Origin of the sequence: Rhizorhabdus sp. (assembly GCF_018006725.1) — a bacterium.
In the GTDB taxonomy this organism is placed as follows: Bacteria; Pseudomonadota; Alphaproteobacteria; order Sphingomonadales; family Sphingomonadaceae; genus Rhizorhabdus.
The window spans coordinates 79261-94458 of sequence record NZ_JAGMXV010000001.1; the positions used below are offsets into that span (position 1 = coordinate 79261).

The 15198-nt window shown below is 67.0% G+C and carries 17 protein-coding genes; 14 read left to right on the top strand and 3 right to left on the bottom strand.

Annotation, left to right across the window (positions count from 1 at the left end; translation table 11 throughout):
- From sufB to dapD, 11 genes are all read left to right on the top strand, one after another.
- Entirely contained in the window at nt 1-1473 is a 1473-nt protein-coding gene (gene sufB / locus KAY22_RS00385; RefSeq protein WP_296618732.1) for a Fe-S cluster assembly protein SufB, read from the top strand.
- A gap of 276 nt (nt 1474-1749) precedes the next feature.
- Nucleotides 1750-2493, top strand: a complete 744-nt coding sequence (sufC, locus tag KAY22_RS00390) for a Fe-S cluster assembly ATPase SufC (protein ID WP_296618734.1) — start codon at nt 1750-1752, stop codon at nt 2491-2493.
- Between the two features lie 157 nt (nt 2494-2650).
- On the top strand, nt 2651-3733 hold the full coding sequence (locus tag KAY22_RS00395) for a SufD family Fe-S cluster assembly protein (protein ID WP_296618736.1): 1083 nt from the start codon (nt 2651-2653) through the stop codon (nt 3731-3733).
- The gene (locus KAY22_RS00400; RefSeq protein ID WP_296618739.1) at nt 3730-4944 is read left to right on the top strand and encodes a cysteine desulfurase; all 1215 of its coding nucleotides are present in this window, start codon (nt 3730-3732) and stop codon (nt 4942-4944) included. The genes KAY22_RS00395 and KAY22_RS00400 overlap by 4 nt, the downstream gene beginning before the upstream one ends.
- Complete coding sequence (locus KAY22_RS00405) at nt 4941-5450, top strand: SUF system Fe-S cluster assembly protein (protein WP_296618742.1); 510 nt, start codon at nt 4941-4943, stop codon at nt 5448-5450. The genes KAY22_RS00400 and KAY22_RS00405 overlap by 4 nt, the downstream gene beginning before the upstream one ends.
- A gap of 26 nt (nt 5451-5476) precedes the next feature.
- Nucleotides 5477-5839 carry an iron-sulfur cluster assembly accessory protein gene (locus KAY22_RS00410; RefSeq protein WP_296618745.1) on the top strand — a complete coding sequence of 121 codons (363 nt, stop codon included), beginning with the start codon at nt 5477-5479 and terminating at the stop codon, nt 5837-5839.
- Between the two features lie 136 nt (nt 5840-5975).
- A complete protein-coding gene (locus tag KAY22_RS00415) occupies nt 5976-6614 on the top strand; it encodes a cytochrome b/b6 domain-containing protein (RefSeq protein ID WP_296618749.1) in 639 nt (212 codons plus the stop codon).
- A gap of 9 nt (nt 6615-6623) precedes the next feature.
- On the top strand, nt 6624-7148 hold the full coding sequence (locus tag KAY22_RS00420) for a hypothetical protein (protein ID WP_296618751.1): 525 nt from the start codon (nt 6624-6626) through the stop codon (nt 7146-7148).
- The gene (locus KAY22_RS00425) at nt 7145-7837 is read left to right on the top strand and encodes a VIT family protein (protein WP_296618753.1); all 693 of its coding nucleotides are present in this window, start codon (nt 7145-7147) and stop codon (nt 7835-7837) included. The genes KAY22_RS00420 and KAY22_RS00425 overlap by 4 nt, the downstream gene beginning before the upstream one ends.
- 64 nt (nt 7838-7901) lie before the next feature.
- Nucleotides 7902-8570, top strand: a complete 669-nt coding sequence (locus tag KAY22_RS00430; RefSeq protein ID WP_296618755.1) for a pyrimidine 5'-nucleotidase — start codon at nt 7902-7904, stop codon at nt 8568-8570.
- Between the two features lie 11 nt (nt 8571-8581).
- A complete protein-coding gene (gene dapD, locus KAY22_RS00435; protein ID WP_296618758.1) occupies nt 8582-9406 on the top strand; it encodes a 2,3,4,5-tetrahydropyridine-2,6-dicarboxylate N-succinyltransferase in 825 nt (274 codons plus the stop codon).
- A 120-nt stretch (nt 9407-9526) separates the two neighbouring features.
- On the opposite strand, the gene argB is transcribed toward dapD, so the two are convergent.
- Together argB and KAY22_RS00445 are read right to left on the bottom strand one after the other, a co-directional pair.
- The gene (argB, locus tag KAY22_RS00440) at nt 9527-10432 is read right to left on the bottom strand and encodes an acetylglutamate kinase (protein ID WP_296618760.1); all 906 of its coding nucleotides are present in this window, start codon (nt 10430-10432) and stop codon (nt 9527-9529) included.
- Nucleotides 10433-10510: 78 nt separating this feature from the next.
- A complete protein-coding gene (locus KAY22_RS00445; RefSeq protein ID WP_296618763.1) occupies nt 10511-11167 on the bottom strand; it encodes a queuosine precursor transporter in 657 nt (218 codons plus the stop codon).
- A 102-nt stretch (nt 11168-11269) separates the two neighbouring features.
- Here KAY22_RS00445 and KAY22_RS00450 point away from each other — a divergent pair, with 102 nt between their 5' ends.
- From KAY22_RS00450 to KAY22_RS00460, 3 genes are all read left to right on the top strand, one after another.
- Nucleotides 11270-12526 carry a nucleoside transporter C-terminal domain-containing protein gene (locus KAY22_RS00450; protein ID WP_296618766.1) on the top strand — a complete coding sequence of 419 codons (1257 nt, stop codon included), beginning with the start codon at nt 11270-11272 and terminating at the stop codon, nt 12524-12526.
- Nucleotides 12527-12589: 63 nt separating this feature from the next.
- Entirely contained in the window at nt 12590-12811 is a 222-nt protein-coding gene (locus tag KAY22_RS00455; RefSeq protein ID WP_296618769.1) for a hypothetical protein, read from the top strand.
- A gap of 53 nt (nt 12812-12864) precedes the next feature.
- Complete coding sequence (locus tag KAY22_RS00460) at nt 12865-13623, top strand: MerR family transcriptional regulator (RefSeq protein ID WP_296618771.1); 759 nt, start codon at nt 12865-12867, stop codon at nt 13621-13623.
- A 31-nt stretch (nt 13624-13654) separates the two neighbouring features.
- On the opposite strand, the gene rpoN is transcribed toward KAY22_RS00460, so the two are convergent.
- The gene (gene rpoN, locus KAY22_RS00465) at nt 13655-15193 is read right to left on the bottom strand and encodes an RNA polymerase factor sigma-54 (RefSeq protein ID WP_296618773.1); all 1539 of its coding nucleotides are present in this window, start codon (nt 15191-15193) and stop codon (nt 13655-13657) included.
- Between the last annotated feature and the right edge of the window lie 5 nt (nt 15194-15198).

A 15198-nucleotide genomic window follows, 5' to 3' on the forward strand; every position in this document is an offset into this window, starting at 1 on the left:
ATGAGCGACCTACGCAACAAGGCGGCCCATGAGGCCGCGGACCGCGCCTCCAATTACGAGTGGGGCTTCACCTCGGAGATCGAGCAGGACTTCGCGCCCAAGGGGCTGAGCGAGGACACCGTCCGCTTCATCTCGGCCAAGAAGAACGAGCCCGAATGGATGCTCGAGTGGCGGCTGAAGGCCTATCGCCACTGGCTGACCATGACTCCGCCCGACTGGGCGAAGCTCAACGTGCCGCCGATCGACTATCAGGACGCCTATTATTATGCGGCGCCCAAGAAGAAGGAGACGGTGTCCAGCCTCGACGAGGTCGATCCGGAAATCCTCAAGGTCTACCAGAAGCTCGGCATCCCGATCGAGGAGCAGAAGGTGCTCGCCGGGGTCGAGGGCGCGCGCAGGGTGGCCGTCGACGCGGTCTTCGACAGCGTTTCGGTGGCGACGACCTTCCGGGCCGAACTGGAGAAGGCGGGGGTCATCTTCCGGTCGATTTCCGAGGCGATCCGCGAATATCCCGATCTGATCCGCAAATGGCTGGGCAAGGTCGTGCCGATGCACGACAATTATTTCGCGACGCTCAACTGCGCGGTCTTCTCCGACGGCACCTTCGTCTACATTCCGGAGGGTGTTCGCTGCCCGATGGAGCTGAGCACCTATTTCCGCATCAATGCGGAGAATACGGGTCAGTTCGAGCGCACCCTGATCGTCGCCGACAAGGGCAGCCACGTTTCCTATCTGGAGGGCTGCACCGCGCCGATGCGCGACGAGAACCAGCTCCACGCTGCCGTGGTCGAGCTGGTCGCGCTCGACGATGCCGAGATCAAATATTCGACCGTGCAGAACTGGTATCCGGGCGATGCCGAGGGGCGCGGTGGCATCTATAATTTCGTGACCAAGCGCGCCCTGTGCCAGGGTCGCAACAGCAAGGTCAGCTGGACCCAGGTCGAGACCGGCAGCGCGATCACCTGGAAATATCCGAGCTGCGTGCTGGCGGGCGAGAACAGCGTCGGCGAATTTTATTCGGTGGCGGTCACCAACAACCGCCAGCAGGCCGACACCGGCACCAAGATGATCCACCTCGGCAAGGGGTCGAAGTCGACGATCGTGTCGAAGGGCATTTCGGCCGGACGCAGCGACAACACCTATCGCGGCCTCGTCCGCGTGGCGCTGACCGCCGAGGGCGCGCGCAACTTCACCCAGTGCGACAGCCTGCTGCTGGGCGACCGCTGCGGGGCGCACACCGTTCCCTATATCGAGGTGAAGAACCCCTCGGCGCAGATCGAGCATGAGGCGACGACCTCGAAGATCAGCGACGACCAACTGTTCTACGCGATGTCGCGCGGGCTCGATCAGGAGGCATCGGTGGCGCTGATCGTCAACGGCTTCGCCAAGGAAGTGCTGCAGCAGTTGCCGATGGAATTCGCGGTCGAGGCGCAGAAGCTGCTCGGCATTTCGCTGGAGGGGTCGGTTGGCTGATATGTCCTCCCGAGCCGGTATCGAGCGCCCCATCACCCCTCCCCTTCAGGGGAGGGGCCGGGGGTGGGGCCTCGTCGCTGGGCGGGCCGATTTGAGGCGTAATCCAGAGGGTGTTGGCGTGTCGGTCCGCGACGCGCCGCAACAGGCGGCGAGCCGCGCGGATGGGCCCCACCCCAACCCCTCCCCTGAAGGAGAGGGGCTTAAGAACTTCGGGACGCAGCTTCTCCTATATACCGCATCCGAAACAGCGACCTCCTTTTCATTCGAGTGCAAACCATGCTGAAGATTGAAAATCTCCACGCCGAAATCGACGGCAAGCCGATCCTCAAGGGGCTGACCCTGTCGGTCGGGCCGGGCGAGATCCATGCGATCATGGGCCCGAACGGTGCGGGCAAGTCGACCCTGTCCTATGTCCTCGCCGGGCGGCCCGGCTATGAGGTCACCGAGGGCAGCGTGTCGTTCCAGGGCGAGGACCTGCTGGAGAAGGCGCCGCACGAGCGGGCCGCCGCCGGGCTGTTCCTCGGTTTCCAATATCCGGTCGAGATTCCGGGCGTGTCCAACGTCCAGTTCCTGCGCGAGGCGCTCAACGCGCAGCGGCGCTTGCGCGGCGAGGAGCCGCTGTCGGGCGGCGACTTCCTCAAGCGCGCCCGCGCCCAGGCCGATGCGCTGGGGCTGAACATGGACATGCTCAAGCGGGCGGTGAATGTCGGCTTTTCGGGTGGCGAGAAGAAGCGCAACGAAATGGTGCAGATGGGCATCATCGACCCGGCGATGGCGATCCTCGACGAGACCGACTCGGGCCTCGACATCGATGCGTTGCGCACGGTCGGCGAGGGCATCAACATGATCATGCGCAAGCCCGACAAGGCGGTGCTGCTGATCACCCATTATCAGCGCCTGCTCGACTATGTGAAACCCGATTTCGTCCACGTCCTCGCAGCCGGGCGGATCGTCCGCACCGGCGGCGCCGACCTCGCGCTCGAACTCGAACGCGAAGGCTATGGAGCGATCGCGGCGTGACCACGACGATCCAGATCCTCCCCGGTACGGGGAGGGGGACCATCCGCAGGATGGTGGAGGGGAGCTGCGACCTCCCGGCCATCGCTGCCGACATGGTTCTGCATTGCCCCTCCACCGGCTTTGCCGGTCCCCCTCCCCGTTTCGGGGAGGAATGGGCATGAGCCTTTCGCTTCCCTCCACGCGGGACGAGGCGTGGCGCTGGTCGGACCTGTCGGGTCTCGAAGCACTGGTGTCGCAGTCGAAGCGCGATGTCGCCGTGGACGTTGCCAGCCTGTGGATCGGCACTGGGCCCCGGCTGTTGTTCGTCGATGGGCGTTATGAGGCCGAGGGCAGCCGCCCTGGCCCGGTAGTGGTCGGCGCGGTCGATGCGGCGTCCGCCCATCCGCTGGGCCGGCTCGCGCAGGGCAATGGCTGGGCGCTGACCCTGGACAAAGATGCCGTCGCGGGCGCGCCCCCGATCGAGATCGTCCATGTCGCGACCGGCGGGGCGAACCATGTGCCCGCCAGCATAGAGCTTGCCGAGGATGCCCATGCCTCGATCGTCGAGACCTATGTCGGCGACGGCTGGGCGAACCGGCTGACCCGCATCGCGCTGGGTCGCTCGGCGCGGCTGATGCGGGCGATCCGGATCGTGCAGGAAACGGGCTTCGTCTCGCTGCGCGACGAAGCCCGGCTCGATGCCGGCGCCAGCCTCGTCACCACGCTGCTGGGTGGCGGTGGAGCGGGAACGCGGCTCGACGCCGAGATCCGCATCGAAGGACCGGGCGCCTTCGCCGAACATGGCGGCGCACTGCTGGCGCGCGGCGAGCAGCGCCATGACGCGGCGGTCGTCGTCCATCATGGCAGTGCCGAGGGCACGAGCCGCCAGCTGTGGCGCGCGGTTGCCGACGATCGCGCGACGACGAGCATGGCGGCACGGGTCGAAGTGGCGCGCGACGCGCAGAAGACCGACGGCGAGCAGAGCCTGCGCGGGCTGATGCTCAAGCGCACCGCCACGGTGAACCTCAAGCCCGAGCTGGAGATCTTCGCCGACGACGTGAAATGCGCGCACGGCGCCACGGTCGGCGAACTCGATGCGCAGGCGCTGTTCTACATGACCTCGCGCGGGATCACCCCCGATCGCGCCCGGGCGCTGCTGACCCAGGCCTTCATCGCCGACGCGCTGTCGCGGATCGGCGACGAGGCCGTGCGCGAGGCGTTCCAGGCGGATGCCGAGGCCTGGCTGGAGGAGAGAGCATGAACGCGATCGCCGATATCGCGAAGATGAGCCGCCGGGCCGACTTTCCGGGGCTTCCCGAGGGCTGGCATTATCTCGACACCGCCGCCACGGCGCAGAAGCCGCAGGCGGTGATCGATGCCATCGCCCGGGCCTATGGCGAAGATTATGCGACGGTCCATCGCGGCGTCTATCGCCGCTCGGCCGACATGACGATCGCCTATGAGGCGGCGCGCCAGCGGGTCGCCCGCTTCGTCAACGCTCGCAGCAGCGACGAGATCGTCTTCGTTCGCGGTGCCACCGAGGCGATCAACCTGGTCGCCCAGAGCTGGGGCGTGTCCACGCTCAAGGCCGGCGACCGCATCCTGCTGTCTCAGCTCGAACATCATTCGAACATCGTCCCCTGGCAGCTGCTGCGCGAGCGCACCGGGATCGAGATCGACGTCTGCCCGTTGACCGCCGATGGCCGGATCGACCTCGACGCGGCCGAGGCGATGCTGACTGATCGGCACCGGCTGGTGGCGCTCGCGCATGTCTCGAACGTGCTCGGTTCGACGCTCGATGCGCGTCGGGCGGCCGATCTGGCGCACCGCGTCGGAGCGAAGATCCTGATCGACGGTTGCCAGGCGGTCCCGCGCATGACCGTCGACGTGCAGGCGCTCGACTGCGACTTCTACGTCTTCTCGGGCCACAAGCTCTATGGCCCGACCGGCATCGGTGCATTGTGGGCGCGGGGGGAACTGCTCGACGCGATGCCTCCCTATCAGGGGGGCGGTTCGATGATCGATCGCGTCACCTTTGCGGCGACCAGCTGGGCGCCGCCGCCGCAGCGGTTCGAGGCGGGTACGCCGAACATCGTCGGTGCGCTGGGGCTTCATGCCGCGATCGACTATGTCGACGCGATCGGGCTCGATGCGATCGAGGCGCATGAGCGCGCGCTCGTCGCGAAGGCGCGGGACGCGCTTTCGGCGATCAACAGCGTGCGCCTGTTCGGCCCCGCCGACTCGGCCGGCATCGTCAGCTTCGCGATCGAGGGGGTGCATCCCCACGACATCGGCACCATATTGGACGAGGAAGGCGTGGCGATCCGCGCGGGGCATCATTGTGCCCAGCCGCTGATGGACCATCTCGATCTACCGGCGACGGCACGGGCGAGCTTCGGTATCTATAATGACGAGGATGACGTCGCCGCTCTGGCGCGCGGGATCGAACGTGTGACGCGGATATTCGGATGATGAATGAACAGACCAACGACAGTGGCAAGATCCTGACCGAGGAGGTCGAATCGGTGGCGCCACCGCCCCGCGCACGGGTCGACCTCGACGCGCTTGAATCGGGCGGCGAATCGGACGGGCAGGGGGAGCCGGCTCGAAAGCCCGACTATCTCGACGGCTTTCTTGCCCAGCGGCCACCGGCGGCCGCGGCCGGCGAACCGGGTGGCGAGATCTATGAGGGTGTCATCGAAGCGCTCAAGGAGATCTTCGATCCCGAGATTCCGGTGAACATCTACGATCTCGGACTGATCTATGGCGTCGAGGTGGCGGACAATGCCCATGTCGTCGTGACGATGACGCTGACGACGCCGCACTGCCCGGTCGCCGAATCGATGCCGGGCGAGGTCGAGCTGCGCGTCGGCGCGGTGCCGGGGGTCGGGTCGGCCGAGGTCAACCTCATCTGGGATCCGCCCTGGGATCCGCAGAAGATGTCCGACGAGGCCAAGCTCGAACTGGGAATGCTCTGAACGCCCCTCTGGGGATGGAGACCGTAATGACCACGACCACGACACCCACCCGCGCACGGCCCGCCGCGCTGATCCTGACGCCGTCAGCCGAGGGGCGCATCGCCAAGCTGATGGCGACGGCACCCGATGGCGCGGTCGGCGTGAAGCTGTCGACCCCGCGCCGGGGCTGCTCGGGTCTCGCTTATTCGGTCGATTATGTGACCGAAGCCGATCCGTTCGACGAGAAGATCGAGACGCCCGGCGGGGACTTCTACGTGGACGGCGGCTCGCTGCTCTATCTGGTCGGCTCGACGATGGACTGGGTCGAGGACGATTTTACGGCGGGCTTCGTTTTCCAGAACCCCAATGCCAAGGGCATGTGCGGCTGCGGCGAGAGCTTCACCGTCTGATCCGCTCCGGCTCCGGGCGAGGGGGCCGGCAGCGGCCGTAAGCGGCTGCTTATCGGGGCGCCGGTAAGCGCCCTGCCAATGGTGTCGAGCGGTGTCCCGGCAGAGATGGTTTCCTGCACTGCACAGGAGACCGCCGATGACGACGAACCATCAAGACGAGGCCCGGGAAACAGCGCTGCGACCACGCCGCTGGGATCCGGTGGTCAAGCTCACCCATTGGTCGATCGTCGCAGCGATCGTCGCCAATGCCCTCTTCACCGGAGAAGGCAGCTACACCCATATGCTGGTCGGCTATGGCCTGGCCGCCCTCCTGGCCCTGCGGCTCCTCTGGGGCCTGGTGGGCCCGGCCGAGGCGCGATTCACGGCCTTTCCGCCAAGCCCCCGCCGCGCGATCGCCCATATCCGTGAAATCGCCAGCGGGGACCGCAAGCCTCATCGTTCGCACAATCCGCTTGGGGCGCTGATGGTCTATGCCATCTGGGCGACCCTGCTGGTGATCATCGCGAGCGGCGCGATCATGACCGGCCCCGACATCGCCGGTCCGGTCGCGATGGCTGACGCGACCCCGTCGACCCAGGCAAGGGCGTATGACGAGGAAGCCGAAGATGGGGACGAAGCCGGCGGAGAGCGGGAAGAAGGCGCGCTCGGCGAGGTGCACGAGGCAGCCGTGACGCTGCTCTATGGATTGATCCTGCTCCACATCGCCGGGGTCCTGTTCGAAAGCCGCCGGCAGGGGCGGAACCTGGCGCTGGCGATGTTGCCGGGGCGGGGCTAGGCTGTCGCCATGCCCCGCGCCAGACGAGCACAGCTGCACCGCAGGACCATCGCGACGACGCTGGTGGTGGCGCTTCAGGCTCTCGCGACGATGCTGTTCCTGCTGGACCTGCTCGGCGATGTCGCGGCTGAAGGATGGAGCACCCATCTCGCGGTGGAAGCCGCCGCCGCTGCGGCTCTTGTCGCGGGGGTGGTGGCCGGTGCGCTCCAGATCCGCGCCCTGATCGAGCGGGCGCGGCAGGACGATCTCGCCGTGGCGCTCGCCCGCGGCACCGTCGCCGCGCTCGTCCGGCTGCGCTTTGGGGAATGGCGCCTGACGCCCGCCGAGGCGGATGTCGCGCTGTTTGCGCTGAAAGGCGCCGACGTCGCCGAAATCGCGCGGTTGCGCGGCGCAGCCGAGGGCACGGTGCGGGCACAATTGTCGCGCATCTATGCTAAGGCCGGGGTCGGAGGCCAGTCGGCGCTGGTGGCATCCTTTCTGGATGACCTGCTCGACCCGGAGCCCCATTCTGCGGAGAAGGACGGGATCGCATGAGGCGGCACAAGGAAGCACATCTGGTGGCGCGGATCGGCTGGCTGCGCGCCGCTGTGCTGGGCGCCAATGACGGCATCGTTTCCACCGCCAGCCTGATCCTCGGCGTGGCCGCGTCGGGTGCCGACCGGCCGGCGGTCCTGGTCGCGGCGATGGCCGGGCTGGTTGCCGGTGCCATGTCGATGGCGGCGGGCGAATATGTGTCGGTGAGCTCGCAGGCCGACACCGAGGCTGCCGATCTCGCCCGCGAGCGCGCCGAACTGGCGACCGATCCCGAAGTGGAGCGCAGGGAGCTGGCGGCGATCTATGTCGGGCGTGGGGTCGATGCCGACACGGCCGACAGGGTCGCTGCGCAGATGATGGCGCACGATGCCCTCGGCGCCCATGCGCGCGACGAACTCCACATCACCGACGTCACTGCGGCCCGCCCGGTGGTCGCCGCGCTGGCATCGGCCGCGACCTTCACCGCCGGGGCGCTGTTGCCGGTGCTGCTCGCGGCATTGCTGCCGATGGCCTGGATGGTCGTGGGCGAGGCGGCGGGCTCGATCCTCTTCCTGGCGGTGCTGGGTGCGCTTGGCGCGCGCGCGGGCGGAGCGGCGATCGGAAGGCCGGTGCTGCGTGTCGTCTTCTGGGGCGCGCTTGCGATGGCGCTGACCGCCGGTATCGGACGACTGGTGGGCACGGCGGTCTGACGGCAGGCGGGGCGACCTGCCTGTACGGTTGCCACCCCCTGTCCAAGCGGCTACTCGCGCGGCCATGGACGCAGCGCTTCGCCACATCGACGCCTGGATCTTCGATCTGGACAACACGCTCTACCCGGCGTCGGTAGATCTGTTCGGGCTGATCGACGTGCGCATGGGCCTCTATGTCCAGCGGCTGCTCGGCGTCGATCCGGTCGAGGCCAAGCGCATCCAGAAGCAGATGTTCCGCGAGCATGGCACCACATTGTCGGGACTGATGCAGAGCCACGGGATCGACCCGCACGAATTCCTCGCTTTCGTTCACGATATCGAGATGGACGTGCTGTCGGAGGATCGCCGCCTGGTCGACGCGATCGCGAAGCTGCCCGGCCGCAAGCTGATCTTCACCAATGGCGATGCGGACTATGCCGGCCGGGTGCTGCAGAAGCTGGGTCTTTCCAAGAGCTTCGAGGCGATTCACGATATCCACGCCTGCGCCTATCAGCCAAAGCCCCATGTCGCGAGCTATGCGTTGATGGTCGAGGCCTTCGGGATCGACCCGCGCACGTCGCTGTTCGTCGAGGACATGGCCCGCAATCTGAAGCCGGCCAAGGCGATCGGCATGACCACCGTATGGGTCAACAACGGCTCCGAATATGGCGACCACGAGGCCGACCACAGCTTCATCGATTATGAGATTCGCGATGTCGGGCACTGGCTCGACGAACTGACAGCCACGCTTTGAGGGGAAACGACATGAGCGCCGATCTGCAGCAGATCATCGAAAAGGCCTGGGACGAGCGCGAGGGCATCGGCTTCTCGACCAGGGGCGAGGTCCGCGACGCGGTCGAGACTGCGCTCGGCCTGCTCGATTCGGGCGAGCGGCGCGTGGCCGAGAAGGGCGAGGGCGGCTGGACCGTCAACCAGTGGCTGAAGAAGGCGGTGCTGCTGTCCTTCCGCCTCAACGATATGGAGCTGATCCCCGGCGGCCCCGGCGGCACCAGCTGGTGGGACAAGGTCCCTTCGAAGTTCGCGGGATGGAGCGAGGCCGAGTTCCGCTCCGCCGGCTTCCGCGCGGTGCCGGGTTCGATCGTCCGTCGCGGCGCGCACATCGCCAAGGGCGCGGTGCTGATGCCCAGCTTCGTCAATCTCGGTGCCTTCGTCGGCGAAGGCACGATGGTCGACACCTGGACGACGGTCGGCAGCTGCGCGCAGATCGGGCGCAACGTCCACCTGTCGGGCGGCGTCGGCATCGGCGGCGTGCTCGAGCCGCTGCAGGCGGGCCCCGTCGTGATTGAGGACGACTGCTTCATCGGTGCACGCTCGGAAGTGGCCGAGGGTGTCGTCGTCGAGCAGGGCGCGGTGCTGTCGATGGGCGTCTATCTCGGCGCCTCGACCAAGATCGTCGACCGTGCGAGCGGCGAGATCTTCATCGGCCGCGTGCCGAGCTATTCGGTGGTCGTCCCCGGCACGCTGCCCGGCAAGGATGGCGGCCCCGGCCTCTACTGCGCGGTGATCGTCAAGCGCGTCGATGCGCAGACCCGGTCGAAGACCGGCATCAACGAGCTGCTGCGCGACTGAGTCTTGTGACGGCCCTCCCTTTCGTGGGAGGGACGCCGTTGTGGGGTGCGCAGGAACAGCTCGCTATCGCTCGCACCCGCCCCTTTCCCCTCCCTTGAAAGGGAGGGGCTTACTCTTTTCTCAGCCCATGCCGATCAGGGTGCCGGCGCCGCGCTTGGTGAAGGCCTCGATCAGCATGGCGTGGGGCACGCGGCCGTCGAGGATGACGGCGGCGTCGACCCCGCCTTCGACCGCGTCGACGCAGGTTTCGAGCTTCGGGATCATGCCGCCCTGGATCGTGCCGTCTTCGCGCAATTCGGCGATCCGGCGCGGGTTGAGTTCGCGGATCAGCTGCTTTTCCTTGTCGAGCACGCCGGCGACGTCGGTGAGCAGGAACAGGCGCGCGGCGCCCAAGGCGATCGCGATCGCGCCGGCCATGGTGTCGGCGTTGACATTATAGGTCTGGCCGTCCTCGCCGATCGCGATCGGAGCGATAACGGGGATCATGCCGGCCTTGGACACGGTATCGATCACGCGGCGGTCGATGTCGGCCGGCTCGCCGACGAAGCCGAGGTCGATGACCTGTTCGATGTTGCTGTCGGGGTCGCGCCGCGTGCGGCTGACCTTCTCGGCGACGACCATGCGGCCGTCCTTGCCCGACAGGCCGACTGCCCGGCCGCCGGCCTGCGATATCCAGGAGACGATCTCCTTGTTGATCGAGCCGCACAGGACCATCTCGGCGATCCGCGCGGTCTCCGCATCGGTCACGCGCAGGCCATCGACGAAGCTGCTCTCCACGCCGAGTGTCTTGAGCATCCGCCCGATCTGCGGGCCGCCGCCATGGACCACGACCGGGTTGATCCCGACCGCCTTCAGCAGGACGATATCCTCGGCGAAGTCGCGCGCCGCCTCGGGATCGCCCATGGCGTGGCCGCCATATTTCACCACGAAGGTCTCGCCGGCGTAGCGCTGCATATAGGGCAGCGCCTCGGTGAGGGTCTCCGCCTTGGCGAGGAGGATCGGGTCGGGGCTGTGATCGGTCGACATGGCGCGCCCCTTAGCGGAGGCGGGCTCCGGGATAAAGCATCGCGTTGAGCTGGCCTCGCCTGGCGGACCTGCGTTCGGTCAGCCGCGCGCGTCGATCCGGCGGCCGGCGGCGACGAAGGCGGTGATCAGCGGGGGCACCAGCACGATCGACAGGACGACCTTGGTCAGCATCTGCCCGCCCATCAGGCCCAATATCTCACGCTCGCCGTAGAAGCTGATGGTGATGAACATGATCGTGTCGGCAATCTGGCTGATCACGCTGGCGATCATTCCGCGCAGCCAGACGAAGCGTCCGACGCCGCTGCCCTTCAAACGGTCGAAGATCAGGACGTTCAGCGTCTGCGACAGGCCATAGGAGATCAGGCCGGCGATCATCATCCGCGCGCCCTGGCCGACGACGATCGGGAACGCCTCGACCGCAGGCGGATACATGCCGGGATCGGTCGGCAAGGCGAGGACGAGCTGGATCAGCAGCGCCGATATGATCAGCGGCAGGAAACCCCAGCGGACGAGCGAATCGGCTACGGTCCGCCCATGCAACTCGGCGACCGCGCTGCCCATGACGACGAGCAGCAGGAAAGCGAAGATGCCTGCCTCTACGGCCAACGGGCCGAGCGCCACCTGCTTCACTCCGAGCACCCCGGCGATGCACACCATGCCGCCGTAGAAGATCGAGATGATGAAGAGCGAGCGGGGCGGGCGGGCGTCCTGCGCCGACGGGGTGGGGGCGGTCATGCCGCACTGCTACCGGCTTTGCGGCGGCGGCGAAAGAGCGCTTGACCGGCGCCACACGCTCGACAAGGTGGGCCTTTCTTCGCGCGTTGGGGATGTTTCCGGATGACGAAATGGCTGACCGGGCTGGCCGGCATCGTGCTGATCCTGCTCGTGGCGGTGGCGCTGTCGTCAGACCGGAAGGCGATCCGCCTGCGCGTCGTCGGGTCGGCCTTCGCGCTCCAGGCCGGCATCGCCGTGCTCGTCCTCTACGTTCCCTGGGGCCGCGCGCTGCTCGGCGGCATGGCGGCAGGCGTGTCGAGCCTGCTCGGCTATGCCCAGTCGGGCACCGACTTTCTGTTCGGTTCGCTGGTCAAGCCCGAGATCGGCGGCAACAGCTTCGCGCTCGCCGCCCTTCCCGTGATCATCTTCTTCGCCTCGCTCGTCTCGATCCTCTATTTTCTCGGCATCATGCAGTTCGTGATCCGCTGGGTCGGCGGCGCGATCGAGAAGGTCACGGGCGTATCGAAGGTCGAGTCGCTCTGCGCGGCGGCCAACATCTTCGTCGGGCAGAGCGAATCGCCGCTCGTCATCCGCCCCTATCTGGCGGGCCTCGCCCCGCATCAGATGTTCGCAGTGATGGTCACCGGCATGGCGGGCGTCGCCGGAACGATCCTGGCGGCCTATGCGGCGATGGGGATCAGCGTCGACCTGCTGCTGGCGGCGAGCTTCATGGCGGCGCCAGGCGGCCTGTTGATGGCCAAGATCATCATGCCCGACCCGATCCTACCCGAGGACCGGTCGGCCGACGCATTGGAGGAAGAGGCGATCGCCATCGCCGAGGCGAATGAAGAGGGAGAGCGGCCCGACAACATCATCATGGCGGCGGCGCTGGGTGCGCAGACCGGCGTGCGGATCGCGGTCTCGGTCGGTGCGATGGTGCTGGCCTTCGTCGGCCTCGTCGCGCTGGCCAACGGCTTGCTCGGCCAGGCGGGCGCGCTGTTCGGCTATCCGACGCTGAGCTTCCAGCAGATATTGGGCTTCATCTTCGCGCCGATCATGGTCCTGCTCAACATCCCCTGGGAGCAGGCGCAGATCGTCGGTGGGCTGTTCGGCGAGAAGGTCACCCTCAACGAGTTCGTCGCCTATATCCATCTCGGCCAGATCAAGGACACGCTGAGCCCGCACAGCGTCGCGGTGACGACCTTCGCCTTGTGCGGTTTCGCCAATTTCTCCTCGATCGCGATCCAGATGGCGTCGGCCGGCAGCCTCGCCCCCAACCAGCGCCCCGTGATAGCGCGGCTGGGCGTCAAGGCGCTCGTCGCCGGCAGCCTCGCCAATCTGATGTCGGCGGCGCTGGCGGGCCTCCTCATCGCCGCCTGAACCCGATCCCGCCTGCTGCGTTACGCCTTTATCGTCTCGCAGGTTTCAGTAGGGAGTTCGGACATGAAATGCGCATTGGCGATCGGCGCGGCCCTGATCGTGGCGGTTCCGATCATGACCCTTCCCTCGGGCAGGACGGGGGCCGCATCTGCCGCCGATGCGGTACCGCTCGATCTGTCCACTCTGGACGCGGGCGGAGCGCCGACGACCCGTGAAAAGCCGCTGCGCGCGAAAGCTTCGACAATCGGGGGGCTGGGTCAGCTCACCGGCCTATCGAAAGGCTGAGCCTCGTCTTTGCGGCTTGAACTTGACCCCGGGTCAAGCGCTACTCCGCCGCCATGGAGCCGATTCTCGACATCGCCACCGTCGCCCGCAAAACGGGCGTCACCTCGCGTGCCCTGCGTTTCTATGAAGCGCGCGGTCTGATCCGTCCGCTGCGAACCGCCAGCGGACGCCGCGCTTACGGTGCGGGCGAACTGGCCCGGCTGGACGCCATCCTCACCCTGAAACGTGCCGGGTTCAGCCTTTCGGTGATCGCGGCGATGCTGTCGGACCGAAAGGCCGACCTGGGCAAGCAGGTCGCCGCCCGGCTGGCGGAAGTCGATCTGCGCGCCGCCGAGATCGCCGAAACCCGGCTGCTGCTCCAATCCTTATCGTCCCGCATCGATCGCGGCGAGACGATCGACGTCGCGACCCTCTGCTCGCTGATCAGACGCGGAGATGAAAAGATGAGCGAAGACAAATGGCAACCGGTGCTGGACCGCTTTTACAGCGTTGAAGAGAGACAGGCATGGGTGGACAGCGCGACCCGGATGCCCGACGGTTTCGACCAGCAGGCCTATGCCGAGACGTGGAAGGATCTGGGCGCGAGGATCGAGGCTGCTTTGCCGCTCGACCCGGCTGGCGCGCGGGCACAGGCCTATCTCGCCGAATGGCGCGCGCTGCTCGAGCCGTTCGCCCGGGTGGCCAGCCCCGAGATGATGGCGGGAGCGGAGCGCCTGTACGATCGGATGGACGAGTGGCAGGGGGAGGTCGCCTCGCCCTTCTCCTCGCGGGTCTGGGCGTTCGTCCAGGCAGCGTCGGCGGCCGAGGGCTGACCGCCTGCAGATGAAAGCGGTGTAGCGCCCGCTACGCCGCTTTCATCGCCCGCTGACGCCGGCGCTGGACCGACGAACCCAGGCCGATCGCTTCGCGATATTTGGCGACGGTGCGGCGGGCGAGGTCGAAGCCTTTGTCGCGCAGCAGTTCCACCAGCTTGTCGTCGGACAATATGTCGTCGCCTTCGGCCGCGATCAGCTTGGCGATCTGGCTTTTCACCGCCTCGGCCGAGACAGCGTCGCCGCCATCGGCGGCGGCCACGCCCGAGGTGAAGAAATATTTGAGCTCGTGCAGGCCGCGTTCGCAGAACAGATATTTGTTCGAGGTCACGCGGCTGATCGTCGATTCGTGCATGCCGACCGCATCGGCGATCGTCTTCAGCGTCAGCGGGCGGAGATGTTCGACGCCGTGCAGGAAGAAGGCTTCCTGCTGCTTCACGATTTCCTGAGTCACCTTGACGATCGTGCGCGCGCGCTGGTCGAGCGCCTTGACCAGCCAGTTGGCCGAGGCGAGGCATTCGCCGAGCCAGGCCTTGCTGCTCTTGTCCTGCGGGCCGCTCGACAGCTCGCTATAATAGCTACGGTTGACGATCAGCCGGGGCAGGCTGGCGCTGTTGAGCTCGATCGCCCAGCCGTCGCCCTTGCGGCGGACGAAGATGTCGGGCGTCACCGGTGCCGCCGGTTCGCCGCCGAAGCGCAGGCCCGGCTTCGGATCATAGCCGCGCAGCTCGCGGATCATGTCGGCCATGTCCTCCTCGTCGACACCGCATAGCCGGCGAAGTTGGGGGATGGCACCGCGCGCCAGCAGATCGAGATTGTCGATCAGCTTCGCCATGGCGGGATCATAGCGATCGGCGTCGCGGGCCTGGAGCGCGATGCATTCGGCGAGCGAGCGGGCGCCGACGCCCGTCGGGTCGAGCGTCTGGATCACCGACAGAACGCGCTCGACGTCGAACAGCGGCACGTCGAGCGCCTGGGCGATATCGAAGGTCTGGCCCTCGAAATAGCCGGCCTCGTCGATCAGGTCGATCAGCCGGACCGCGATGGCGAGGTCGGCGCCGGACAGGAGCTCTCCGGCCTGCGCGAGGAGATGGTCGTGGAGCGACAAGCCTGCCGACGCGCTCTCGCCGGGATCGGGCGCGTCCTCCGACAGCCCTCCGGAGGCGCCTTGTACGCCGAGCGATCCGTCCATGCCCTGAAGCGAGTCGCTCGGGCTGTCATGGTGAAAGGTTTCGGACGCATAATCGACGTCGAGCGGGGCGTCGGCGACGCCATCTCCTGCCTCGATCAGCCGGTCGGCTGTCGGCGCATCGTCGAAATCGCCGAAGCCGTCGGGGGCCTCCCCGCTGTCGCTGCCGTCGAAGTCGGTTGCCTCGAAGCTGTCGGTCGCGTCTCCGCCATCGCTGCGTTCACCGCCCGATTCGAGCAGCGGATTCTTCTCGACCTCCTCGGCGATGAAGGCCTCGATTTCGAGATTGGACAGCGCCAGCAGCTTGATCGCCTGCTGAAGCTGCGGCGTCATCACCAGCGACTGGCTCTGCCGCAGATCGAGGCGGGGCCCCAGTGCCATGGTTC